22 protein-coding genes are annotated in these 24,472 nt (G+C 67.4%); 9 read left to right on the top strand and 13 right to left on the bottom strand.

The genetic code is table 11. The features are described from left to right. Positions 1–64 precede the first annotated feature (64 nt). Positions 65–877, top strand: a complete 813-nt coding sequence (locus ACIA5G_RS52125) for a hypothetical protein (protein WP_395937720.1) — start codon at positions 65–67, stop codon at positions 875–877. Positions 878–1,016: 139 nt separating this feature from the next. Here ACIA5G_RS52125 and ACIA5G_RS52120 read toward each other — a convergent pair whose 3' ends face one another. The 5 genes from ACIA5G_RS52120 to ACIA5G_RS52100 are packed head-to-tail and all read right to left on the bottom strand — an operon-like array spanning position 1,017 to position 3,505. Beyond that, complete coding sequence (locus ACIA5G_RS52120) at positions 1,017–1,610, bottom strand: DUF3558 family protein (protein ID WP_395937718.1); 594 nt, start codon at positions 1,608–1,610, stop codon at positions 1,017–1,019. Then, positions 1,607–2,341: a hypothetical protein gene (locus ACIA5G_RS52115; RefSeq protein ID WP_395937716.1), complete on the bottom strand. Its 735-nt coding sequence runs from the start codon at positions 2,339–2,341 to the stop codon at positions 1,607–1,609. Before ACIA5G_RS52115 ends, ACIA5G_RS52120 begins: the two co-directional genes overlap by 4 nt. Beyond that, a complete protein-coding gene (locus ACIA5G_RS52110; RefSeq protein ID WP_395937714.1) occupies positions 2,338–2,736 on the bottom strand; it encodes a hypothetical protein in 399 nt (132 codons plus the stop codon). The genes ACIA5G_RS52115 and ACIA5G_RS52110 overlap by 4 nt, the downstream gene beginning before the upstream one ends. Next, positions 2,733–3,044 carry a hypothetical protein gene (locus ACIA5G_RS52105; protein ID WP_395937712.1) on the bottom strand — a complete coding sequence of 104 codons (312 nt, stop codon included), beginning with the start codon at positions 3,042–3,044 and terminating at the stop codon, positions 2,733–2,735. Before ACIA5G_RS52105 ends, ACIA5G_RS52110 begins: the two co-directional genes overlap by 4 nt. After that, positions 3,041–3,505, bottom strand: coding sequence for a YbaB/EbfC family nucleoid-associated protein (locus tag ACIA5G_RS52100; protein WP_395937710.1), 465 nt, complete (start codon positions 3,503–3,505; stop codon positions 3,041–3,043). The genes ACIA5G_RS52105 and ACIA5G_RS52100 overlap by 4 nt, the downstream gene beginning before the upstream one ends. Before the next feature lie 184 nt (positions 3,506–3,689). On the opposite strand from ACIA5G_RS52100, the gene ACIA5G_RS52095 reads away from it, so the two are divergent. From ACIA5G_RS52095 to ACIA5G_RS52070, 6 genes are all read left to right on the top strand, one after another. Continuing rightward, positions 3,690–4,034: a hypothetical protein gene (locus ACIA5G_RS52095; RefSeq protein WP_395937708.1), complete on the top strand. Its 345-nt coding sequence runs from the start codon at positions 3,690–3,692 to the stop codon at positions 4,032–4,034. A 235-nt stretch (positions 4,035–4,269) separates the two neighbouring features. Further along, complete coding sequence (locus ACIA5G_RS52090) at positions 4,270–5,154, top strand: hypothetical protein (RefSeq protein WP_395937706.1); 885 nt, start codon at positions 4,270–4,272, stop codon at positions 5,152–5,154. A 25-nt stretch (positions 5,155–5,179) separates the two neighbouring features. Beyond that, positions 5,180–6,295 (top strand): NucA/NucB deoxyribonuclease domain-containing protein, encoded by a 1,116-nt coding sequence (locus tag ACIA5G_RS52085; protein ID WP_395937704.1) that lies wholly within the window; start codon positions 5,180–5,182, stop codon positions 6,293–6,295. Between the two features lie 84 nt (positions 6,296–6,379). Beyond that, complete coding sequence (locus ACIA5G_RS52080; protein WP_395937702.1) at positions 6,380–6,823, top strand: hypothetical protein; 444 nt, start codon at positions 6,380–6,382, stop codon at positions 6,821–6,823. A 342-nt stretch (positions 6,824–7,165) separates the two neighbouring features. Then, positions 7,166–8,014 (top strand): hypothetical protein, encoded by an 849-nt coding sequence (locus ACIA5G_RS52075; RefSeq protein WP_395937700.1) that lies wholly within the window; start codon positions 7,166–7,168, stop codon positions 8,012–8,014. Then, complete coding sequence (locus ACIA5G_RS52070) at positions 7,986–10,901, top strand: caspase family protein (protein WP_395937698.1); 2,916 nt, start codon at positions 7,986–7,988, stop codon at positions 10,899–10,901. Before ACIA5G_RS52075 ends, ACIA5G_RS52070 begins: the two co-directional genes overlap by 29 nt. A gap of 18 nt (positions 10,902–10,919) precedes the next feature. On the opposite strand, the gene istB is transcribed toward ACIA5G_RS52070, so the two are convergent. Both istB and istA read right to left on the bottom strand, forming a co-directional pair. Continuing rightward, positions 10,920–11,726: an IS21-like element helper ATPase IstB gene (gene istB / locus ACIA5G_RS52065; RefSeq protein ID WP_395937696.1), complete on the bottom strand. Its 807-nt coding sequence runs from the start codon at positions 11,724–11,726 to the stop codon at positions 10,920–10,922. Continuing rightward, complete coding sequence (istA, locus tag ACIA5G_RS52060; protein WP_395937694.1) at positions 11,726–12,961, bottom strand: IS21 family transposase; 1,236 nt, start codon at positions 12,959–12,961, stop codon at positions 11,726–11,728. The genes istB and istA overlap by 1 nt, the downstream gene beginning before the upstream one ends. A 3-nt stretch (positions 12,962–12,964) precedes the next feature. Here istA and ACIA5G_RS52055 point away from each other — a divergent pair, with 3 nt between their 5' ends. Continuing rightward, on the top strand, positions 12,965–14,206 hold the full coding sequence (locus ACIA5G_RS52055; RefSeq protein ID WP_395937692.1) for a WD40 repeat domain-containing protein: 1,242 nt from the start codon (positions 12,965–12,967) through the stop codon (positions 14,204–14,206). A gap of 240 nt (positions 14,207–14,446) precedes the next feature. Here the strand turns inward: ACIA5G_RS52055 and ACIA5G_RS52050 are convergent, their stop codons facing one another. Continuing rightward, positions 14,447–14,938, bottom strand: a complete 492-nt coding sequence (locus ACIA5G_RS52050) for a hypothetical protein (protein WP_395937690.1) — start codon at positions 14,936–14,938, stop codon at positions 14,447–14,449. Positions 14,939–15,555: 617 nt separating this feature from the next. Between ACIA5G_RS52050 and ACIA5G_RS52045 the strand changes: the two genes are divergently transcribed. After that, positions 15,556–18,129, top strand: coding sequence for a tetratricopeptide repeat protein (locus tag ACIA5G_RS52045; RefSeq protein ID WP_395937688.1), 2,574 nt, complete (start codon positions 15,556–15,558; stop codon positions 18,127–18,129). Between the two features lie 90 nt (positions 18,130–18,219). On the opposite strand, the gene ACIA5G_RS52040 is transcribed toward ACIA5G_RS52045, so the two are convergent. The 5 genes from ACIA5G_RS52040 to ACIA5G_RS52020 form a co-directional block, all read right to left on the bottom strand. After that, positions 18,220–18,936 (bottom strand): hypothetical protein, encoded by a 717-nt coding sequence (locus ACIA5G_RS52040; protein WP_395937686.1) that lies wholly within the window; start codon positions 18,934–18,936, stop codon positions 18,220–18,222. Between the two features lie 897 nt (positions 18,937–19,833). Next, a complete protein-coding gene (locus tag ACIA5G_RS52035) occupies positions 19,834–21,759 on the bottom strand; it encodes a hypothetical protein (protein ID WP_395937684.1) in 1,926 nt (641 codons plus the stop codon). Between the two features lie 76 nt (positions 21,760–21,835). Then, positions 21,836–22,375, bottom strand: coding sequence for a hypothetical protein (locus ACIA5G_RS52030; RefSeq protein ID WP_395937682.1), 540 nt, complete (start codon positions 22,373–22,375; stop codon positions 21,836–21,838). Between the two features lie 253 nt (positions 22,376–22,628). Further along, complete coding sequence (locus tag ACIA5G_RS52025; RefSeq protein WP_395937680.1) at positions 22,629–23,510, bottom strand: SAM-dependent methyltransferase; 882 nt, start codon at positions 23,508–23,510, stop codon at positions 22,629–22,631. Between the two features lie 526 nt (positions 23,511–24,036). Further along, positions 24,037–24,345, bottom strand: a complete 309-nt coding sequence (locus ACIA5G_RS52020; RefSeq protein WP_395937678.1) for a hypothetical protein — start codon at positions 24,343–24,345, stop codon at positions 24,037–24,039. Positions 24,346–24,472 lie beyond the last annotated feature (127 nt).

Raw genomic sequence — 24,472 nt, 5'->3', positions numbered from 1 at the left:
GCACCGCCTCGCCGGCGACGAGATGCCATGGAACGTCGGCCGTCACGGATGAAAATTCTTGGTTGTGCCCGGACGCTACGTCGCCGGCGACGATCAGCTCCGCGAGGGCGAGATGGTGGCCTGGGGAGAGTGGGAGCCGCCTTCGCGGATCGAACATCATTGGCCGGGCGAGGGCGACTTGCCACCAACGTTGCACCGGCCGTACTGGACACGACCGAGTCGATCATGGCCGCGGCAGAACACCGACCCATGGGTGTTCGGCGAGCGGATGGTCTACAGCAACTGCAAGCAGACCGCCGGTACACCGCTACGCCCCACGGCGATGCAATCCTTGCCGCTCGGCTCGGTGATCTGTTTCGGGTCCACCCGCCGCGGCCAGTTCTGCGTCGACACGGTGTTCGTCGTCGCCAGCACGCAGCCGTGGACGCCCGGCCGGACTGCGGGGCTGGACGTCGACGAGGCCTTCAACGTCTGCACAGTCCAATCGCTGATCCCCGTGGCGGCCGACGCCGGTCGGGCCGGCTGCAACCCGGGATGCCTGCCCGACATCGATCTGGAGCTGACGCTCTATCGCGGGGCGACGATCGACAACCCGGTGCACGGCATGTACGGCTTCGTGCCGGCCCGCACGTCCGACCATCCGCAGCCCCGGTTTCAGCGGCCCGCCGTGTACCTGCCAGGACTGATCAATCCCAGGAGCCGGCAGAGCACCCGCGGCGCCCGCCGAGCGCTACCGATCGAGGAGGTGCGCGGAGTCTGGAGTTCGCTGCGCGGCCAAGTCTTGGCCCACGGCCTGGTACTCGCGACTTATTTGGCCACCCCACCGAGCGCTCCCGCGAACGATCCGGTCATCGCCCCTTCCGATGCCTCGTGCTGATTACGAGACGGCGGCTGAAGCGCAGGTCACTTGACCGGGCTGGCAGTTTTGGCAACGGATGCGCTCGTTTTATGGGCTGTCGGGTTGCGCTGGTGTGACTGCACCACCACCGGGCCACGCGACAAGCCGCACGGTGTCGTCAGTTGCTGAGGTTCGCGACGATGAGCGCGGTGACTTTCTGTGCGACGCCGCGGGCGTCGCGTTTCCAGGGGCCGGCGGGGTTGCTGCTGGAGTAGCCGGTGTGGATGTCGACGTTGATGAGGGTGTCGTCGCGGGCGCCGAGGGCGATGGTGCAGTTGTCGGTTTCGGTTCCGGTGGAGTTGGGGGAGTCGGCCACGTAGGTGATGACGGCGGGGTAGGTGTCGATGGTGATGGGGTCGAAGTGGTTTCCGCCACCGGAATGCCCGCGGGCGCGTTCGGTGTAGAGGGTGGTGAGGGTTGCGCCGTCGACCCAGACACCGACGGTGGTGGTGTCGTCGAAACGCGTCATGCACCGGGTGCCACTCTCGACCTGTTGGTGCCCGCCGACGAACCCGAGGTCGTGAAGCTGGTCGAGGGTGAGCGCGGAACACGGGTCGGTCTTGATCCGGTCGACGTTGAGGCCGGCGCCGGGGATCGGTGGAACGGACACCGACGGTTCGGGTGGTGTCGTCTGCTTGTGTGGTGAGCACGCGGCGCTGCCGGCGAGCAGCAGGAGGGCGGCGAGGGCGACGGTGCGGGGGCGGGGTGTCACGGGTGGTCGGCTCCTGGCTTGACCCGGTAGCGGGCGGGGTCGTCGACGACTTCGGTGGTGGAGGCAAGGTCGGGGACGTGCGCGAAGTTCTTGCTGACCGCTTCCAGGGCGAAGATGGTGCCGGTCTGGGCGCCGATGTTGCTGAGCATGGAGCTGAGCAGGGCGAAGCAGTCGTCCCAGAACGTCTTGAAGGCGCTGTTGATGTCTTCGGCGATGTCGCTGAGTTTGAACGGCGCGATCGGCGGCACGACGGTGGCTTCGAGGAAGGAGATCACGATGGAGCCGCCCAGCTTGGCCAGGTTCGACGCGCAGCGCGCGAGCGCGAGCAGCAGGTCTTTGTAGTTGTTGATGATCACGGTGGCGATCCGGGCGGTTTCGTCCATCAACGTCTTCAACGCTGCCTGGTTCTGGCCGAGGACGGACACGGCCGTGGTCGTGTAGGTGGTGAACTGGTCGGCGGCGTCGCCGTGCCACCGGGCCTGCAGATCGAGCTTCGCTTCGTTGAGCAGGTTGACCGCGTCGGTGAAGGCGCTGTTCTGGGCGAACTTGTCACCGATGATCAGGACCTTGCGGATGTCGCCGCCGATGAAGATGCGCAGGGTGTCGAGCAGGTGAAGGATGCCGTGGGCGCCGATGAGGTTGGCGTACTGGCGGACCTGGGCGTCGGCGTCGTCGGGGTAGTGCAGGTTGCCCAGGTCCTGGATGGTCTGCTGCAGGTCGGGGTTGCTCATCGGCTGCCGCCTTCGAGTTTCTTCAGCCGTTCGTATTCGGCCTCGTCTTGGGCTTCGTAGTAGCTCGCGGCGGTGGTCAGGGCGCCGGCGAGGCGTTGGATCCGGTCGGCGTTGGTGGCGGTGATCGACCGGACCGCGGCGACGGCGGCGTTGAACTCCTGCACGGTGCCCCTCCCGTTGCGGCCGGGCATAAGAACCGTGAGGGTGCCGGGCAACCCGAGATCGAACTCGCCGAGCAGTGTGTCCTGCAGATCGTGCTGGGCGAGGGTGGTGAGCAGGGCCGCGGCGTCGGCGACTTTGGTGGCGGTGGCGCGGAGGGCTTCGGGGTAGACGTGGTAGCCCTTGCCTGGGCCGGGATCGCTGGGGTCGACCGGCGTGATCGGGTCGAAGCTCATCGCAGGTGCTCCTTCGCGGTCGCCGCGGCGTGGGTGGCGTGGCGCCGCTGGGCGGCGTCCTGCTCGGCTTGGCGGATGCCGGCCAGCAGCTGGCGTGCGAGGCTGCCGGCGGAGTAGTTGCGGACCTCGTCGGCCTCGAGGTCGATCTGGCGAAGCTCGCCGGCTCCGCTCACGGTGACGGTGCCGAGGTCCCCGGGCAGACGGACGTCGACCGATGACGCCGCGACGTGGGCGACGCTCGCTCCCACCGTGGCGACGGCGTCGTCGATTTCGCGGGCGAGGTTGTAGAGCTCGTCGTCGGTGCTCACCAGCGCCCCCGATCATCGTCGGCTTCCTCGTCGGTGAGGAAGTCCAGTTCTTCGAAGTTCTCGTCCTCGATGTCCGCCCGAGTCGCCGCCTGCGGGGTCGATGGCGGAGCTGGGGAAGGTTGCGCCGGCGGTGCGGCGGGGGCTGCGTCGCGGTGGTCTGCGGGACGTTCGGCGGGGTGCCATTCGAGCGTGTCGTCGAGGACCGCGCGCACCTGCGGCGCGGCCACAGCCAGGGCGGCACGCCGCGCGGCGGTGACCGCCGCGACGACCGCGGGGCCGATCTTCTGCGGGTGCGGTCCGTGGATCGCCGACTCGGCGATCGTGAGAGCGACCAGTTCGCCCGAGCCGGTCACGACAGCCGTGGCCAGGCCATCAGGCGAGGTCGCGGTCTGGCGGCTCGAGCCCAGCTGAGCGTCCAGCTCGGCGGCCTGCGCACGTAGTTTGGCGACGTTCAACGCCACGTCTGGTCCTCCCCTGACCACGGTGTGTTGCCCCTGTGCAGGCCATCCTAGGACGTTCGCGCTGATCGATTCGGTTCCCGGCCCTCGACCACCCGCTCGGTGGTCGCGGTGTGGCGGCGGCCGACGGCAGGAGCGGCGGGCTCGCGCGCGGCGAGGGATGGGGAGGTGATGCGACACTCGTGCTGTGCTCGCACGTCGATGGCTGGTGCTCGCGACGCTGGTTGGCGTCGCGGCCTGTGCTGTGCTCCTGCTGGTCCCGGTGAGCACGGCAGGCCCGCAACCGGGGACCACGCTCGCGTGCGGGAATGCCGCAGTGCGCTCCACCGAGCTGGAGCGGCTGGCGAATCCCGGTCGCAACACCTCGACGGCATCCACGGTGTGGATGAGTTCGGCTTCCTACGACGCTCTGCAGCGCTGTGAACGACTCCGCGACTACACCCGATTCGGCGCTCTCGCGGTCGCGCTACTGACCGCAGGAGCCGGCTGGATGGTCTTCCGTCGGCGCCGGGCATCACTCGGCGAGAAGTGACCGCCCTGCGCGCGTCCGCCGGTTAACGCACACCGGTACCGCTGCTGACGACGTAGCCGCCACCGGGGACCATGATCCATTCAGGTGATCCACGTACGGGTAGGTCATGCGCTCCGTTGATCACGCTGCGCTCTTCGGGTGGCCGCCATTCTTCACCGTTTCGTGGACGATCGTCGCACTCTAGGGTGACGTGGTCGACTCCTCACAGTCGGCGTTTCTTCGAGGGGGAGTAACCGTGAGACGAATTGTGGTGGCGTTTTTCGTCGCCCTCCTGACCGCCGCAGGAATCGCCGTTCCCGGCCTGGCCGCCGCGGCGGGAGCCAGTGCCTGTGCCCGGCAGCCACGCGACGCCGTCGCCCAGATGTGCGGCGACGTCGACGAGAAAATGTACGGCCTGTTCGCGACGTTCATCTACCCGGACGTGTCCTACGGGCCGTTCGCCGGGACCTGGCCGGCCGACTTCTACAACGAAACCCAGTTCTTCACCGACGACGCGATGACGAAATCGTTCGCGGTCGGTCTGGACATCCACTACACCGGGACCGGTTCGGATTACCAGCCCTACTGGGTCGACTACACCGCCGGCTACGACTTCCACAAGATCGGCACGCCAGCGACGGCATCCGATCGCCGCAACCACACCTTCACCGTCCTGCCGACCTGCGAAAACTGCTCGACATGGGACATCTACTACGACTTCACCAAGGTCGGCACGACCAGCGCCCAGCCGAACCCTATGTCGCACCACATCATGACCGGCTGGGATCTGACCGACATCCCCGGCCAGGTCGCGCTGACCGCGACCAGCAACCGGGTCCGCTACCTCACCGGCAACAACATCTTCGCCCAGTTCCGCCGCGCCGCCGTCACCTCCCGCGCACCCGACGGTGACTGCAGCCCCGGCGCCAGCGCGCTGTACTGCTTCCACTTCGACACAGCCATCACCACCGTCGGCACGACCGGTGACGTGGCGTCCTGGGACGTCACCAAACGCATCGTCAACCCCGGCGCCGCCGCGATGAGCCACCCCATTCCGCTGCCGCCGGCCGCGGCCGATGACGCCGACGCTCTACTCGCCCGGGCCCAGCACTTGGCCGACACGCACCGCCGCCAGCGCTGACACCTCTCACCCAGAAGGACTCCGCATGCGACACCACCTCGCACGCGTGCTCGGCGCTGCCCTGCTCGCCGCACTGAGCACCGTCACCGTCATCACCCCCGCCGACGCCGCCACAAGCACCGCCACCACGCTGGACGAACAGCAGGATCTGCGTCAGCAATGCGAGCAGCAACACGCCACCGAGGCCGCGACCGCACAAGGCTGGCTCAAGAGCAGGTTCGAATCCTGCCACCGCATCCACCAGGACCTGTTGCTCACCAAGAAGGGCACCCTGCAGGTCGTCGGCACCATCAAGTTCGACGAATGGATCCTCGGGTTCTCCTACGACGGGTCACGGCGCGTCGACTACATCGCCAGCATCGAGAACATGTTCTTCACCGCCGACCCCGGCTACGACCCCAAGACCTGGCGGCTCGAGCAGAACTTCCGCTACGACCTCGCCCCACCCCAGATCGGCAGCATCACCCCGGCTGGGGCGACCCGCCGCAGCGAGCTGACAGGTGTGTGGAACAGCGTGCCGCAGTGGACGGTCACCTACACCTCACCTGATGACGGTGCGCCGCCACCGCCGAGCGTGGTCGCCGGGACCATCCACGTCGATACCTATGTCGATGCCCCGGACACCGAGGGCTGGCACGACGATGTCGACCGCTACAGCAAGGTGCGCTTCGACACTGCCGGCGCGATCGTCGGCAAAGCGAGGGGTGCCGTGTTCACCGACTTCAAGGTCGTCATCCCGTTCAGTCTGAACCCGGCCGCCGGGTTCCCTCAGGCCGCCCGCCACTATGACGACGCCCTGCACCACCCGGTCACGACCTTCCCCTCCGTCGTCGGGAAGAACGTGCCCGGCGGCACCGTGCCACTGCACCGCACCACCAACACCGGCACGCAGGACGCGAACACTCGCGAAGCGGTGAAGACCTGCAAAGACGTGTGGGGACCGTACGACGGGCAGCAGCTCAACTGCGACGAGTACCCCTTCGCCACGACCCGGGAAGGCGCCGCTGTCGGCGACGGCCAGTACTCCGCGCGGTTGATCGACGCCACCGACAACCAGAACGCCGGCCGCTGGCTCAGCAGCGGTTACATCAACAACCGCATCATCGACGGAGACGCCTTCTACATCGCCATCACCCCGTGATCGACGACCACGCTCGGCCGTCTGGCGTCGGTCGGTGCTCGCCCAGCTGTGGCGGGCGCCGACCGGCGCCAGCATCATGACCGCATGCAGCTACCCGCCAAGCTGAGCGTGCATCCCGACCGGAACATGATCGTGTTCCGCGACGACGAGCACGACGGCTACGATCCCGACTTCGCCGCATCTCCGCGCCACGGCAACCTGCAAAGCAATACATACCAGGCCTGCCTCTACACCATCCAAACCCTCGAACCCGTCACCCTGCATTTCACCGCCGCGGCTCCCGATCACGATGCCGTCGGACAGGCCACGGTGGGTATGCCCACCGGGGTGCTGGTCGTCAGCGAGGTGACGCGCGGCGCTCATGGCCCCTACTCGCTTCCCGATGGTCCGGGCGTGTACGAAATCTGCGCCTACCGGCATAGGGGAACCACAGCAAGTCCCATCGTCGGTGACGGCATCGCCAGCGGCGAGCACTACGTCATCACCGTGCAGCGAACGGCCGACTGGCACGACGAGGACGACGACTAGCTCCCGCGCCGCCATGGCCGGACTGTGTGCCCTCCGGCGCGCCGGAGGCGTGGGGCACAGCGTGGCGCCGCAAGTTGGCGAGACGATCATGAAACGGTTCGATGGGTCGGCCGTCGGAGTCGTACCGATCGCCACGGTGCTGTTCCAGAGCACGCAGCCCGAATGCGCCCTGGACGTGCTCCGGCGTGGCACAGAGGTAGGCGACAGGTCCGTCCAGATCGCGCTGACAGACCACCATCGCCGCCGCTCGCTGACTGTGACCGGTCCGGTACGACACGTGGTTCACCCGTTCGACGCTCGAATTCGTGGTAACTGCCACAGTTGTCCGTGCGACAGCTTGGTATGGCTCGCATCGTGGTGGTTCACGGCATCGGCAAGCAGGTCGAGGGCGAGTTCACGATGGGCTGGTTCGAGGCCCTGCGCAGCGGTGTTGCGGAAGCGCGCGGACCACGACTCACCGAGGACGACGTGAAAGCAGCCTTCTACGGCTCGGTGTTCCGCAAGAAGTACTCCAAAAGCGTCGGTGATCGCCCTTACACGGCAGTCGACGTGAAGGACGACGAAGCCGAACTGCTGGCTGCCTGGTGGGCCGCTGCCGCAGCGGCGGACCCGACGGTGCCCCCACCGCACCGCACCGACACCAAAGGCCGCACTTCGCCGTGGGTGCAGAAGGCGTTGAATGCGCTGAGCAGGAGCACCTTCTTCGCCGGAGTGGCGGAGAACCTGATGATCGCGGATGTCAAGCAGGTCGCCCTCTATCTCCGTGACGTCGAGACGCGCAAAGAGATCCAGGCACGCGTCAGCGCGACGATCGATGATGACACCAGGGTGGTCGTGGGGCACTCACTCGGTTCCGTTGTGGCGTATGAGGTTCTAGCCGGGTGGCGCGGAAGCTGTCCGGTTCGGACCTTCGTCACACTCGGGTCTCCGCTCGGCATCGCCAACATCGTCTTCGACAAGCTCACGCCGCGCCCGGTGGACGGCACGGGCGTGTGGCCGTCAGGTCTCAACCAGTGGCACAACATCGCGGATCCGGGCGATGTCGTGGCGCTCGTGAAGGAACTGAAGCCGCTGTGGGGTCCCGGTGTCACTGACTGGCTCGTGCACAACGGGCCAAGAGCACACGACGCCATGCCGTACCTGACGGCGAAGGAGACGGGCGATGCCATCACAACCGGACTTGAGCCCTGACGGACTTAGCCTGCACCTCATCGCGGTCGGCACCGAGAACTACCAGGACCCCGACGACCGCTTGGAGCACGTGCCAGACGAGCTTCGCCGTATCGTCGATCTCTTCACGGAGTACGGGTTCGAGGAGACATTGCCGGATCTGCGCCACGATCCGTCGAGCTACGACTTCGCCGGGCAGTTCGAGGACTGGGTGACCGCAGACGAACGAACAGACGCCAGCGTGGCCGTCCTCTACTACACCGGCCACGGGTTCACCGTCGGGAGCAAGCACTACCTCGCCTTCGCTGACACGGTCATCGGCAAGGTGGCGCGGGCGCTCCAAACCGGCTCGCTCGTAACGATGGTCGGGATGCAACCGAGACTGCGCTATCTCGCGATCATCATCGACACCTGTGAGAGCGGCGCCGGCCTGCTCGACGCCTTCCAGACGGCCGCCCCAGCCGTGCCGTGGCAGATTCCGTGGGGCTATCAGCAAGGGATCTGGGTAGTCGGCGCGTGCAGGCCGAAGGAGGACGCGGGCCAGGGAGCCTTCGTATCCGCTTTCGTGGACGCGGTGCGTTCAGTGGCGGCTTCGTGTGGTTCCGCCCAGCCTTTCCTGTCGATCACCTCGATTATCACCGCGGTCAACCGGCAGCTCAGCAACTCCTCCCAGCTGTCCGTGCACAGTCGTTTGCCGTTCGACACCGGGGGTGAGCTGCCGATCTTCCGCAATCCCTCCTACCGGCCGGCACGCGCGATCGCGCTGTTCGTCGGCAGGAAGAACGCGCTCGACAGACTCCGCACATGGCTGGCCGATCCGAACCCGCGTCCGTGCGTGGTGACCGGCGATCCCGGCTCGGGCAAGTCGGCGCTACTGGCTCACCTGGTCGCAGAAGCACAGCAGCAAGGCACAGAGTCAATCATCGCAGTCTCGGCGCACAAACACACGCCAGGACTCCTCGTCGCGGACATCGCCGACACGCTCGGGCAGGACGTCACCTCGGCAGCCGATCTCCGGATTCCAGACGGGACCGTTGTCGTCCTGGACGGGCTCGATGAAGCGGCACAGCCCTACGACGTGATCGCGGACGTTCTGACCCCGCTGGCCAAAGCGGCCTCCGGTCGCCTGTTGATCGCAACGAGAAGGCCTTACCACCAGAGCATCGGGACGACGGCCGAAGTGATCGACCTAGACACCGCCGACTACTACGACCAGCGCGACCTCCGGCAACTGGTGGTCGAGATGCTCGTGTCCCCGGAGACGCCTGGCAGCGACCACTTCGTCTACGCACGCCCTGCGGCACAGGCCGTGGCCGCAGTTATAGCCACTCGAGCAGACCGGAACTTCCTGTTCGCCCGCGGCGCAGCACTCGCGGTGAACGTCCAGGACCACCAGCTGAGTGCCGTCGAGGTCGATGTCCTGGTCTCGAGCTGGGACGGGGTAGGCGCCGCGTTCGACGAGGACCTGACCCGACGCTTCGCCGAGCGCGCGGCCGACGTACGAGACCTGCTGAGGCCGCTCGCGTGGTCGTTCGGACAAGGCCTGCCGTGGGAACACATCTGGGCTCCATCGGCGACGGCTCTCGCGGATGGCCGCGAGCACAACAACGACGACGTTCGACAGGTGCTGGAGACCGCGGGCGCCTACATCCGCGAGGTGCTCGACGATGACCGCTCGGTCTTCCGGATCTTCCACGCGGAACTCGCCCGTCACCTCCAGGGAGAGGCAGACCCGGTCTCAGTCCACCGAAAGTTCACGCGTGTGCTGGTGGACAGCGTGCCGGCCGTGGGCGGCCGACGCGCTTGGGACCTGGCCCATCCGTACGTGCGGCAACACCTTCCCGAACACGCTGCGGCAGGCGGGCTCATCGACGAGCTGATCGAGGACATCGGCTTCGTACTGACGACAGCCGGAGCTGGTCTCACCCGTGCCGTTCGTGCCGTCACCGGCAGTCGCGCCAAGGTGGCGGCCTCGACCTATCTGCGGGTTGCGGAACAACTGCGGCACGGACGCATGGCCGAGCACGCGGCGCACATGAGCCTGGCCGCGCTGCAGGGTGGCCACGTGGAGCTGGCTGCGACCTTGTCGGCGTGGTCGGTGGGATCGCCGTGGCGGCCTTGCTGGGCGCGCTGGGACCGCAGGCAGACGAGCAGGGTCCTCGTCCGGCCCAACGGGTTCAATCTTCTCACCTACGTCCGCGGAGTCGCAGATCCACTTGTCGCGCTCGCCTCCGGGCATCGTGTGTCAGTGCACAACTTCTGGACCTCGGATGCGGTCATCAGCGTCGATGTCGGTGGCGACATCACTGCGATCGGATCCGCGGTAGTGGACGGCCGACCACTTGTGTTCGTCGGCGACGACACCGGACACGTGCACATCTGGCGAGCAGACGACTGGACTCAGGTGAAATGGATGCAGGTGCATGACGCGGACGTCTTCGCCATCTGGGCTGGCGACCGCGGCGGGATCCCGGTGTTGGTGACCAGTGGCGATGGACCAACTAGTGCACGGATCGTGGATGGTGAGCCGTCCCCAGGAGCAGGTGAACTGGCTCTCTGGGACATGAGGGAGTGGACTCAGCGGTACCGGATCCGCGCGTTCGGGGGCACCATCAACCGAATTGACCTGTTGGACCTCGACCGCCCCTGTTTGCTGGTGTCGGGCGACCCGCACCGTGACTCCCCAGACCGGAGAACCACCGCTCGCGTGTTCGATCTCGAGTCCGGCGCCGAGCGGTACGGACTGCCCATGTCCGACTCCCACTTGGCATCGACGAAGCCAGTACTGCCTCTCCGCAAGACATTCGTGCGGTCGACGAACTCGGTGCTAGAGCTATGGGACGCGGACGGTCCACGCAGGTGTCAACTCCGGTTGAATCTGGACCCGGCTGTTCCGGGTGAACCGTGACCCACCCTGGTCTGGTGGTTAGTCGTTGGTCTTGGTGGCCGGTGGGACCCGGCCGAGGTCTCGGTCCTTCAGCCGGTAGCTGTCTCCCTTCATCGAGATCACCTCGGCGTGGTGGACCAGGCGGTCGATCATGGCCGCGGCGACGACGTCGTCGCCGAAGACTTCGCCCCAGCGCCCGAACGGCTTGTTGCTGGTGACGATCAAACTGGCCCGCTCGTAACGCGACGACACGAGCTGAAAGAACAGATTCGCCGCCTCGGCCTCGAACGGGATGTAGCCGACCTCATCGACGATGATCAGCGGGATCCGTCCGAGTTTGACCAGCTCGGCCTGCAGTTTCCCGGCGTGGTGGGCGTCGGCGAGGCGGGAGACCCACTCGGCTGCGGTGGCGAACGCGACCCGGTGCCCGGCCTGACAGGCCCGCATCCCGAGCCCGATCGACAGGTGCGTCTTCCCCGTCCCGGGCGGTCCGAGGAACACGACGTTCTCCTTGGCAGTAATGAAATCGAGAGTGCCCAGGTGGGTGATGGTGTCCCGTTTGAGCGAGCGTTGGTGGTCGAAGTCGAACTCCTCCAACGACTTGCGCGACGGGAACCGGGCTGAGCGGATCCGGCCCTCCCCGCCGTGGGACTCCCGCGCGGCCACTTCGCGTTGCAGGCAGGCGGCGAGGAACTCCTCGTGCGTCCAGTTCTCCGCCCGGGCCCGCTCTGCGAGGCGCTCGACGGCCTGGCCCAGTGACGGGGCCTTCAGGGCGCGGGTGAGGTAGGCGAGCTCGCCGGTGACGTTGCGGCCGCTGGTCTTGGCGGTGGTTTTCGCGGTGGCCATCAAGCGATCCCTTCCTCGGTGGCGTCCAGGCCGAACAGCCGGTCGTAGTCGGTCAAGGCCCGGTGCTCGACGCTGGTGTCAGCCTTCGGGACCGCGACCAGCCGGCGGGCCTGGCGCATCTCGGCGGCCGCGGCCGCGTGAACCTGGTCGGTGATGCTCTGGTGATCAGCCCAGCAGCGGGCATGCCGGGCAACCTCGACGTTGTCGCAGGTCACCACCACCTCGTCGAGGTCGGCGGCGAGGTGGACGCGGCGGCCGACTGCGCTCGGGTGGACCGAGTAGTCGTTGGAATCCAGGCGCAGGTAGTGATCCCGCGGCAGCCGGCTGCTCGAGCGCCAGCCGGTCACCGGGGCGACCGGCGGCAACGCCAGCATCGCGGTGCGATCCGCGGCCCAGCGATCGACCGGACGGCAGCCCAGCCGGCGATGCTGGCGCTGGTTGGCCCGCTCGAGCCAGTCCGTGAGCTGGGTGTTGAAGTCGCCGGGGCTGGCGAACGAGCGGCCGGGCAGGAACGAGGTCTCCAGATAGCCGTTGGCTCGCTCGACCAGGCCTTTGGCTTCCGGATCACCCGGGCGACACTGGATCACCCGGATTCCGAGCGTTCCGCGGAAGGCGTTCATCGCCTCCGTGAGCTGCGGTTTCCCGCCCCGCCATTGCCCGATCGCGGACTCGTTGTCCCAGACCAGCGCCTTCGGGACCCGTCCCCAGCCCGAGAGCAGGCGCCAGTGCCCGGCCAGCAGATCCGGTGACTGCCGCGATGGCAGCATCACCGCGGTGATCATCCGTGAATAGCCACTGACCAGCACCAGCACCGGCGGCCGACCGGTCTGGCCGAACCCGAGCGGGACGTCCGCCGGTGGGAACCACAGGTCGCACTGAGCCAGCTCGCCCGGCTGATACTCCGTCCGCGACGCCGGATCCGCGGGCTTGAACAGCGGTCGCAGCGCCTGGACTCGCTCGAAGAACACCGTCTTGCCGCGTTCCCAGCCGACCCGTTCCATGATCACCGTCGAAGGCATCTCCGGGAACTCGGCCAGCAACGCCCGGATCTGCGGCTCTACCGCGTCGACGATCGAGCCCTTCGCCGGCCGCTCATACCGCGGTGGCTCGTGCGCTTCCAGCGCCCGTCGCACCGTGTTCCGCGCGATCCCCAGCCGCCTGGCTATGGCCCGAATCGCCAGCCCCTCGGCGCGATGCAACCGGCGGATCTCCGCCCAGTCCTCCACGTTCAGCACCTCATGATCGTTCACAGGTGGGTCAAGGTTCACCCGGAACCAGAGGGTCAGTCTTCAGCCGGAACCGACAGCAGGTTGGTCGCAGTTGGGCGCGAGCCCTGGCGATACCACCACGGCATCGGGCAGTTCCCGTCCGAACTCGGCGAGGTCCTCGTCATCCCGTCCAGGAACTGCCTCGACCTCCACCTCCTCGACGGGCTGCGCCACATCACGCGGCTGGAGGGCCATATCGACAGGGTGAGGAGCGTGGACACCTGTGTAGTGGAAGGCCGTCACTACCTGATCAGCGGGAGCTCGACCAGTGTGCGCGTCTGGGACACAGCAGAAGTGCTGCGGGAGTACAGCGGCGACGACTCCGGTGGACGAGCGGTCGACGTCCTCGCGTCCCATCCCACAGGTGTAGTGGCTGCTCACCGCGATGGAACACTGGTCGTGTTCGATCCTGCCACCGGCACCGGACGTGTCAGCTCACCTGATGAAGCGGAGCGGCTCTTTCAGGATGTCTCGACAACGCGCGAACACCTGCTCGCCGTCGTTGACAACCGGCTTGCATCAGCCCCGCTGTCGCGGCTCGACCTCCTGGAACCATGGGAAGGACCGGACGACCAGAATGGCGTCGCAAGCACCACAGTGGACGGTCGCCTGGTCGTCGCCACCTGCGGAGTCGACGGCACCATCACATTGTGGGACGCCGAGTCGAAGAAGCCGACAGGTGCCCGGCTGGTAGAGGAGCATTGGGAAGATAAACGTCTCTTGCACGTCGCGTTCACAGCGTCATCGCCGCGACTGGTCCTGGCCGCAGGTTCGAACCGCCACGTCGTGGCGTGGGACTTGGCAGCAGCGCTGCGGGGAACAGCGACGGAAATCGACCTTCCATGGCTGCACACGGACTACGTGCAGGACCTGGCGGTGTTCACACATCCGTTCGGCGAACTCGTGGTGACAGTAGGGCACGACGGATGCATCGCGGTCATCGATCCGATCACGGAACACAACTGGCGTCGAGATGACGCACACAACGACTGGATCACGGCCACGACTGTGATCCAGTCAGATCCCCCTGTCATCACGACCGCGAGCAAGGACGGCTACGTCGGGCTTTGGACGTTGCACAAGGAAGGCTTGACGAACATCGCGATGATCTCGGTGGGGTCATGGGTCAACTCGTTGCGCGCCATCGACGACACACTCGTCGTGGGAACCGACGCTGGCATCGTGGCGTTGGAGATCGCGCCACTCCGCTAGATCCGGATCAGCTTGCGTTCCATGGCAGTCGTGACGGCCGCCGCGCGCGTCCGGACGTGATGCGTAGGTGGTCTTCGCTCACCATTCTAGCGTCCACACGACATCCCGCGATCACCGCCGACGTCCACTCATCGGCTACTTGAGGGCGCGTTTCGGTACGACGCCGACTCCCGACACCTGGTGACCTCCGCGAAGAATCCTCGACAGGGTCCGCCGGACCTCGGCCCATGCGTGCTGCGGTCACGGTGCCTGAGCCTGGCACATCACTCGGGAGCGATAGAGATGTGCGACGCGCGTTCGCAGACGTCGGCGTCGGGGTGGTCGCGCGGCGCCGATACCAGCTCGCGCCACGGACGCGGCCATCCTGCACGGGGGTCGGCCTTGCTCGCGATACTCGCTGCCAGCGACGCCTCCGCCGGGCCGGTCGGTGAGGGCCAGAGCGGTGCCGAGCAGCCCAGGCCGGTCCGAGTCGTGGCCTCCCAGCCAGGTCGCCAGCCGGTCCGCCACCTGCCAAGCCAGTGCGGGACGGCTGGCAAGGGCAGCGATCCGGGGGACGGTCGGCAGCAGGTCGCCCTGGCGCGGTAGGGCGGCGACGGCGAGCAGCAGCCCGTCCGTTCGGTACTCTTCCCGGTCCGTCAGCGTCGTTGACAGCCGCTCCGCAGCGCCGCACATCGTTTCTGCGCCCCCGCCTGTCGCCGCGACCACAATCGCAGTCGTCGTCACGTCGATCATCTCTGTGTCCTTACCCTGTCGTCGACGGCAGGAACGCTCAGAACGGCGGTTCGGAATCCAGAATGAACTCGACATCGAACCCGGCTGTAATGGTGGTGTCACACCGCTCGGCTTGGCAGGAGTTCCGCTCGGCCGCTAGCGCCACCACGCGCCCTTCGGCGAGTGGTCGAATGCTTGCCGCAAGGCGGCCTCGATCGAGCGCTGCAGCCGGCGGTATGACATCTGCGCCAGCCAATCGGCAGCGTCAGCTGACTGGCCGCTCACGGCCTCATCTGCAACCGTCGCCAGCGGCCAGGCTCACGTCGCTCGTGCTTGTGGTGAACCGCTCGATTGTCGAACGAGGTCGTCGCTCATCGAAGCATCTCGCTGCGGGTCTGGCCGCCCCTCCGCCGTGCCGGTGCCGCAGCATCGAGCCACAACGCTTCGGTGATCATCAACTGCTCCCTTCGGTAATCCAGGCCTGGCTGGGCCGCTGGTGACCACGATCGTCGAGCAAACCGCGCTGATGCCCGGGTCCGGAGAACTCCGGAGATTCCGGACGACTGGGCCTCGTTGAGCTACATTTTTGATAGTCGGTCTCCGGACGACTCCGGAGCGTCGCAGGTCGAGGAGGCGAGTTGGGGGAGCGCGCGCCACAGGAGCGGTTCGTCGAGCGACTGAAGCGAGTGCGCGCGGCAGCCGGCGGACCGAGTCAGGCAGATCTACTGAAAGCCGACCAGGCTCGCGAGCACCCAAGGCTGACCAGGTCATCGCTTTCCGATCTGCTCAACGGCAAGTTCACCAGGCCGCCGCCCTGGGAACGCGTCGAGGCCTTCACGACTGCGTGCGTCCAGACTGCTCGTGACCGCGGGATCCACCTGCCGCTGGTGCAGGTGGCGCAGCGTCTGCGGCTTGACCACGACATCCTCACCGAGCAACTCGTGGACCCCGGTGCACCAACGGCGGAAGACCGGGTGCCACAAGATGGGCCGCGCGGGTCGCGGCCGCGGCGCCGTTTCGGGGCGGTGCCGCCGCGAGCCGGCGGTTTCCAGCACCGCGCTGTCGCTCGGGTGCTCGACGACTCTGTCGGGGATACAGACGCGCCGGCGCTCGCCGGCGCTACGGCGACCGTGTTGATCGGGCTCGGCGGGGCGGGCAAGACCCAGTTGGCCGGCGACTACGCCCACACACAGTGGGACGAGGGTCGAGTAGATCTTTTGATGTGGATCTCCGCCGGCAGCCGCGACGCGATCACCTCCGCCTACATCGATGTTGCCGTTGAGCTTCTCGGTCAGAACCCCACGCAGCCTGAGCGGGCGTGGCGGCGGCTACTGGAATGGCTCGCCGAAACCGGCACCCGATGGCTGATCGTGCTCGACGATCTCCAGACACCGGCAGACCTGTCCGGGCTGTGGCCGCCGTACTCCCCGAATGGCCGAGTGGTGGTGACCACCCGGTGCCGCGACGCGGCCCTGCAGGGCGACCGGCGCCGCATCGTTGACGTCGAGCTGTTCGCCCCTGACGAGGCCTTGGCTTACCTCGCCGAGAAGCTTCCCGACCGAGCTCGGACGGGAACCGGGATCGCCGAACTCGCCGGACTCGCTGATGACCTCGGGTATCTGCCTTTGGCGTTGGCGCAGGCCGCTGCCTACCTGATCAACAAGCCGCTTCTCAGCTGCAGGGACTACCGCGCGAAGATTGCGGACCGGCGGACCACGCTGGCAGAACTGCTGCCGGGGGAGAAGCATCTGCCAGACGAGCACGCCCGGACAGTGGCTGCGACCTGGGCGTTGTCGACTGAGGCTGCCGACCGGCTCGAACCCGTCGGCGCCGCACGGTCCGTACTGGAACTGTTGTCGTTGCTCGATCCCGCGGGCGTCCCCATTGCGGTCCTTACCGCCGATGTCGTAGCCCAGTACCTCGCCTCCCGATTGGAGCGGGACGTCGCAGCAGAAGACGTAGTTGGAGGCCTCGAGTGCCTGCAACGATTCAGCCTGCTTACTCTCGAACCTGACCAAGCTCACCGCGCGGCCCGCGTGCACGCGCTGGTCCAACGCGCCGTCCGGGACACACTTTCACCCATAGATTTCGCCGCCCTCGCCCGCGGTGCTGCGGACGCATTGCAGGCCGCCTGGGGAGATTTCGATGTCGAGCAAGACCTCATGTTGGCGCTGCGGTCGAACACCACCGCACTGCAGGACGTAGCTGGCGAACACCTGTGGCAGCCTCACCCTCACCCGGTGTTGCTTCTTCTCGTGCGCAGTCTCGGAAACGCCGGGTTGCTCAGCTCAGGGATCTCGCTTGGCGGGGCGCTGCATCACCGGGCGTTGATCCAGTGTGGGCCGGGCCATCGTGACACCCTTTCTGCTCGCCGTTGCTGCGCCGTCTTTTCTGGTTTGGGTGGGGATGCGGCTGGTGCGGTGGCTGCACTCGAAGAGCTGCTTGTCGACTCCCTGCGGTATTTGGGCCCCGATGACTTCGACACGTTGCGCACACGCAGCGCTCTTGCCAACTGGAAGGGGACGGCAGGGGATGTGGTTGATGCAATTGCCGCGTTTGAGCAGTTGATTCCGGAGCTGGAGCAGGTCATGGGACCAGATCACCGCGAGACCCTCGCCGCACGTCACAACCTCGCCGCCACGCGCGAGACTGCCGGGGACATAGCTGGCGCGACCACCGCACTCGAACAGTTGGTTCCGCACTTAAGGCGAGTTCTGAGACCAGATAACCGACTGACCCTTGCCTCCCGCCACGACCTCGCCATCTTGAGAGGCCGAGCAGGAGACGCCGCGGGCGCGACGGCCGCCCTTGAAGGATTGGCCGCCGACTACCACCGAGTCCTAGGAGCCGACCACCCTGACACGCTGTCCAGCCGGGCCGACCTTGCTCACTGGCGCGGCGAGGCCGGAGACGCGACAGAGGCGGTGATCAGGCTCCGGCAGCTGCTTGCTGATACCCGCGAGGCTCTGGGGTCCGATCATCTCCACACACTCGCCATCCGCGCAGCCTTCGCCACCTGGCTGAGGAAGGCTGGTGACGCCGCCAGTGCTGATGCCGAGTTCGAGCGGGTCTTTGGCGATCACGTGCGGATCCTTGGGTCCGACCACCCTGAAACCGTTGCCGTCGGCGAAAATCTCCCCCCGTCGTTCACACGTCACCTGTCAAGGCCCTTTCCGCCACGGAAAGGAAGCAGCGGTGAACTAGGGGCATGACTCCCGAGGCTGCTGCGCCGGACTCTTTCGCTACCTGAGACGGTTCCGAGGATCAGGCGCCTCGATCGCGGATTTCATACTAAAGCACCGTCATGAGGGCAACTGGACTCGATCCGGCGTCTCGTCAATCGTGCCCGTTGCCGCGTTCCAGTAGTGACGCGGCAGGTTTTCCCACAGCCAAGGCAGCTCAGGGAAACTGAGCCGCGCAGGCCACACCGGGTCAGGGCCGCCGAACTGGCCGAACTCGTCCAGCAAAACCTCCCGCTCGACCATCCGCATGTCAGGCCTCCAGCTCGGGTCTCCGACAAGAAGGCCTATAAGCGGCCCACGCTGGAGGTGCAACGCCAAGGTCGGCACACGCCATTCGCGCTCGTGCAGCCACTCGGATCGCGCCCCGTTGTTGCTATTCGTGTTCAGTCGAACCGCCCAGTGGCGGAGGTGGTCCGGCAGTTCGTCGATCAGCTTGTCGCGGGCGTGCCAGACCGGTCCACCGCCCGCGGTGTAGATGGCTTGGCGGCTGAACACGAGCGCCCACGGCGGCCATCCCCGGTCGCGGATCAACCACCTTAGGTGGTCGCGGGGGCTCTCTGTTAGGCAGACGACGGGGCTTCCGCCGCTTGGCTGCACGGTCCCAGTGATCTGCTGGTGCCAAAGGATATTCGCGAGACGCTGCTGCGGGTTCATCGCGCGAAACGCCGCAGGCGCCTTGTAGTTCACCGAGGTCCATTCCGGCCTGCCGCAGAAGTGGAGCAGCAGCGCGGACTCCGCGGGGCCGGCATGATTGAGTGACCACTCGTTCGGCGTCATCGTGCTCCTCCGTGCTGCTGGGCGGCGGCTTCGCCGAAGCACGACGCGATCGCCAAGCCTGCCGAGCTGGCCGGGTCGAAGAGCCTGCTGCCGTAGCGGCCGAAGGTCTCCACGGCCGGTGCCCGATGAGGTTCTGGAGGTGCTCATCGTACAGACCTAGGCGGCGGCCTTCGGAGATCAGGCTGTGCCGGGCGACGTGTGAGGTGACCCGCTCCGGCTCGGCGACGCCGGCCAGGCGGCCGACGCGTTCGAGGGTGGCGTTCACCCCGGACCGCACCGCCGGCTTGCCCGTCGCGGTGGCGAAAAAGACCGGAGGAGCGGAGGCCATCCCGCGCGGCGACGGCAGAGCCGATCCCGAGTGAGCTGAGGTGTCGGTAGAGCCGTTCGCTGGTCTCCGGCCTCGGTGGCGCTGGCATCCGACATACGCCAGACGCAGGGCGCGCTTGCCGATGGTTAGCCTGCTGTTGACGTTGGCTCGGAAGCTCGTGGGATAGCCGCCGCTGGGGGTGGCGTTCATGATCATGTCGGCCGGGCGGCTATCAGTGGTGAGCGTCCAGTCCTGGCCATGCCACCAGGGATTCAGCGTCTCGAAGTAGGTGCTGTTCTGGCCAGCGTCGACGCCACTGACCCAGAAGGTGACGCCGGGAGGACCTGCCCTGTGGGCTGGCCGGTTCCGTCGGTGCAGTTGAGCGGCTGCCGTGGAAGCGGCTCGAGGGGTGAAACCCGGCGGGAAAGTGGTCGCCGCGGCGTCGCAGAGTTGGTCCTCGGCGGCCGGCTGAGCCTCGACGACTGGCAGCGCGCTCCTGCACGCGCGAGAGGAAGTGATTATCGGCTTGTGCAGCCCCCGCCAGGCCGCCCCGCCGGCGGTGACAGGGCGACCGGTAAGTCGAGGAGCGATCATTCGAGTTGCCCCTTGAGCGTCCGGGCCTCGGTCCGGCAGGCGTCGGCATGGGGTCCGGGTTCTCCGTCCAGGAGGCAGAGCAGGTTCTCGCACACGTCGTCGGCAGACGCAATATCACCGAGTTGCTGATAGGCCCGCGCGACGACCAGCCGTGCCTCGACGAGGTGTCGGATTGACCCTGATTGCTCGAAGTAGCCTTCCGCGCGGTGGATCACGTCCAAGGCGCGGTGCGGGTCGCCGGCGGCGATATATCCCTTGGCGAGGTAGGTCAGGGCGCGCGCGTGTCCGGCCAGGTCGCCCGCGGCGTCCATCTCGCTCGCCGACTGCTGCAGTATCTTCACAGCGCGGACCGGGTCGTTGATGGCCAAGTGCGCCTGGCCGAGCCGGCGGATCCGGAGCGCGATGCTGCGTTGATCGCCGCGCTGCCGGTCCAGCACGAGCGCGGCGTCCAGGTCGGTGATTGCCTCGGCGACGCGTCCGGCCGCGGTGAGTGCGCGGGCCCGGGTCGATAGCGCCATCGCGCTTGCCCAGGAATCGTCCGTCCTGTGGGCGAGCCGAACGGCTTCGTCCGCGGTGGCGATTGCGCGGACGTGGTCGTCGCCGAGCGCGGTCAGGGCGAACGCGGTGCGTGCGGACATGACCGCCGCGAGGGCGAGGCTGACGGTTCGGGCGGCGCTGGCCGCGCGGGTCTGGCTGGTGATGATGTCGTCGAGGTGATAGCTGGTGCGCAGCGGATCCCACACCGCTTCCGCCAGCTCGATAAGGAGGTCGTCAAGCCCTTGCTCGGCGGCGGAGATCAGGGCCGCCATGACGTTGTGGCGTTCGCGGCCGAACCAGGTCTGCGCGTGCCTCGCCGACGGCTGCAGACAGCGGCCGGCTCGTCGAGGGTCGGTGAATACGCTGGTGTAGCGGTGGGCGGCGTGCTTGATGGTGTTCGCGGCGCCGGCGGCCCGGTCGGCGTACCAGGTGATCAGCCGGCGCTGCTGCTCGTCGCGGAGTGCGGAGCCGTCGACCTCGAGGCGTCGGCGCTCGGCATGCTGGCGGACGTTGTATCCCAGGCCGTAGCGGCCGGGGCCGGTGTAGCACGCCATGTGCGCCCGGAACAGCTCATGCATCGCGTCTTCGACGGGATTGTGCTGCTCGTCGAGCGCGGCGGCGAGCACGTCGACGGTGAAGTCCGGGCCGGGGTGGTCGGGCAGCAGCCGGTAGAGCCGTTGGGCGAGCGGGGCCAGGTCGTCGTAGACCACGGTGAGCAGGTCTCCAAGAGATCGGCCGCCGACGGCCAGGGTGTCGGCGGAACGGCGGACGAGGAGGGTGACGAGGTCGGCCGGGGTGCTGTGCCGGCGCATCGCGAGGAACGCCGCGGCCAGGCACAACATCAGGGGATGTCCCCGGCAGTGGGCGGCGAGGTCGCGCCAGCCGGCCTGCGCGTCGAGTGGCGGCGCCGGGCGCTGGTAGGCGGTGAGCAACGCCACGGCGTCATCGGCGGGCAGTTCGGCCAGCGGGTAGAGCTCGAAGTCGTCGGCGATAAGTTCGCCGAGCCGGAGCGGGCTCGTGGCCACGACGATGCTGGAGCCCCCGCCCGGTAGCAGGGCGCGGACGTCCGCGACGCTGGTGACGTTGTCGATGAGCATCACGACCGGGGTGTCCTGCGTGTGCCGGCGGAAGGCCGCACTGCGCTGAGCAAGACTCGGCGGGATGAGCTCGGGGTCGACACCGAGCGTGCGCAGCCACTCCGCCAGAACCTCGTGGGCGGTGACGGCGGGACCGGTTCCCGTGTTCAGCGTCGCGATCAGCGGGATGCGGCCCGGTGGCGCCTCGAAGCCGCCTAGCCACGTCGCGGCGAGCGCGGTCTTGCCGATTCCCGGCAAACCGTGCAGCAGCACCCTCGTCGGCCCCGGTGCCCGGGCGTGCGCTTCCAAAGCGGCGAGGGTGTCGTGGCGATCCACCCAGATGCGAGGCGCGGCCAGCGGGAATCGGTGGGTCCTGGGGGCTTGCTCACGAGTCAACGCGGCGACCTTCCTGGCGGGGTAGCCGGCGCCCGAACTGGTCCGGATGCGGCAGCCGCGGTGGACGTGCGTAGTACTCGCCGTAGTGCTTCCCGTCGCGGACCAGGGTGATCATGTGCTGGTCGCCGGGGTGCAGCAGTGTCAGCGCCTCGTGCTGGGGGATCCACTCAGTGGCAACGATTTCTGCGCGTTGCATCCTGGTCGACAGGTCGGCCGCGGGATGGACGCCGCAGTCGAACAGGTAGTTGTTGCGTCCGCGGCCCTCGTGTTTGGGGGTGAGTGGCACGGTGAACGTGGCGATCAGCAGATCGCCCGGTGTCATGCGGAGGCCGAGTTCCTGGTGTAGTTCGCGGCTGCACGTCGCGGCCGGCTGTGGCGTGACCTTGGCGCCGTGCCAGAGCCCGCCTCCGACCCCGCCGGCCTGCTCGGCCGGTCGCGCATCGAATCCGGCACCGGCCGCGGCGAGGCGATCGTGCCCGCCGGACTCGGCAGGAGCGGGTTCGCAGCCGACGTCACCGACGCCGCTCATCGCACGGACCTCGGTTGCGCCCCCGAGGTCACGGTGCCCTTCATCGGCGGGTAGTGCCGCCGCCGTGGCGCGCCCGAATGGACAAGAGCTGTCGAGTACAGCCGGAAGTAGCGGCCCACGGATGCGACCGCTGCGATGACACCTCCGGCGGCCACGAGCAGCACGAGGAGAGTCCAGATGTGGCCGGCACCTCCTGGGTGAAGAGGCCTCGCCGGTGACGATGCGGGTGCCGTCATCGGGATTTCGGGGGGCATCACGGCACCACCCCGACAGCGGCCAGGCACAGCGAGTCTGCCGCCGCGCGGACATCACCGGGATCGGGCCAGGACGCGGTGTAGGCGACGCCACCACCTACGAGGTCGAGTTCGGCGGTGAGCGACTCGAATTCGGCACGGCCACGCAGCACCATCGGCGTGGCGGTTACGTCGTAGCAGGCGGCGGCTCGGTGGGCATCGCTGGCCAGCTGCGCATGCCGAGCGTCTCCGAGATCGAGACCGTCGACGGTCGGGTGCGTGAGGATGATGAAGCTGCCGGGAGCCAGCTGGGTCCGGTAGTGCTCGACAACGGCGGCTGGGTCTCTCCAGTTGGGGCAGTACTCGAGAAGGCCTGTCAGCACCAGGCACACCGGCTCTCGCAGATCGATCGACTCGCTGACTTGGGAGCCGCCAAGAATCGTTGCGGGATAGAAGAAGTCGCCGATCTGGACGTCGACGTGCGATGGCGGTTCGCCGCCGGTGACGTCGTCGAGAATCAACCGCGTCCCGTGGACGGCGAGGGGATCGTTGTCGACGTAGACCACGTGGGCGGCGCCGTGGTCGGCGATCAGCTCGTGAATCGGCTGGTGCGTAGGTATGCCGGTGCCGATGTCGATGAACTGCCGGAGCCCGTGGGTCAAAGCCGTATCGATCGCGCGGGTTCGGAATTTCCGGTGGGTGGCGGTGATGGCCGGGGCACGGCGCAGGGCGGCGGTGATCTGCTCGGCAAGGATGCGGTCCAGTGCCCAGGTATGGGCGTCGCCTCCGAGCAACGCTTCTTGCACGCGGGAGCTCGCGGGTCGGTCGAGGTCTTGCTGGGCGGGTTGCCATAGTGCAGCGTTCTGCGGCTCGGACGCTTGCGGTTGGCTCGTGGTGGTCATCGTGGTCCTTACGACTGATCTCGGTGGGTGTTTGCACGCAAGGTGGCAACGACAGGCTTCGGCGTGAGGACGTGAGCGATTCGGATTTCGTTTAGCCCGGGCTCGATGCGGTCGACGTCGGCGGGGTGACGCTCGCTCAGGTCGTCAGGCTGCGTTGCAGCCAGAGGGTTTGCGGGAGAGCTGGATTGGCGATGCCGGTGGTCTGCTTGTCGTTTCCCGCGCCCGAAATCACTCCGACCAGGCAGATGGTCGCCGGATTCTCGACCCGGAACAGCCTACTGCCGCCGCTGCCGAGACCCCTGCTCCTGCGGCTGCGTCGAAGCACAAACCCTGATCGCCCTCGGTGAGGAACGGGTACCGGCTGCGGTCGAGGACCATGGCAGGGGCGTAGCTCGCAATGGCAGCGCGAGGCGGGCAGATGCCGTCCGCGCGCTTGGTGGCGGTCTATACCAGGTTGCGGGTGGAGGTGCCGGGCGCGGCCAAGGTGGGGCGCGTGATGCGGTCGCGGGTCGGCTCGGACCTGCGGTCACCAGGGCAGCCAACTGGCCAGTAGGACAAGCAGCAGCGTGGCAAGGACGGCCATCTGCTCTCGGCCGCTGTCAGGTGCGTCGGCAACGGGCACGACGGCGGACGAGCAGACGGCGCCGATTGCGCTGTCGCCGTTGGAGACTCGGTTTTCGCTCCGGCTCAAGAAATCCGGTGGGCTGTTGTAGACCCCGACATCCGCGCCGGACGTCTCAGCGGTGCACCACCTCCGCAAGCCGACGTGGGTGGGTTGCGGCAGGTCCGTGACGCAGTGCGCCCTGGAAGTGACGTGCGGGCGGCGGTCGGTCATCTGGGTCCTTTGGTCGTGATCACGGATCATGCGCAGCGAGATCCGTTTCGCGAGATCACGTCGGGGGGTGCTGCGACGAGTGCTCACTGTGGACGGTGCTTACGGCCGGAGAATGTAGACGTCGGCG

The sequence above is a fragment of the Amycolatopsis sp. NPDC051758 genome, from assembly GCF_044453095.1.
Classification (GTDB): Bacteria; Actinomycetota; Actinomycetes; order Mycobacteriales; family Pseudonocardiaceae; genus Amycolatopsis.
This window is presented reverse-complemented; position numbering and strand designations above follow the sequence as displayed.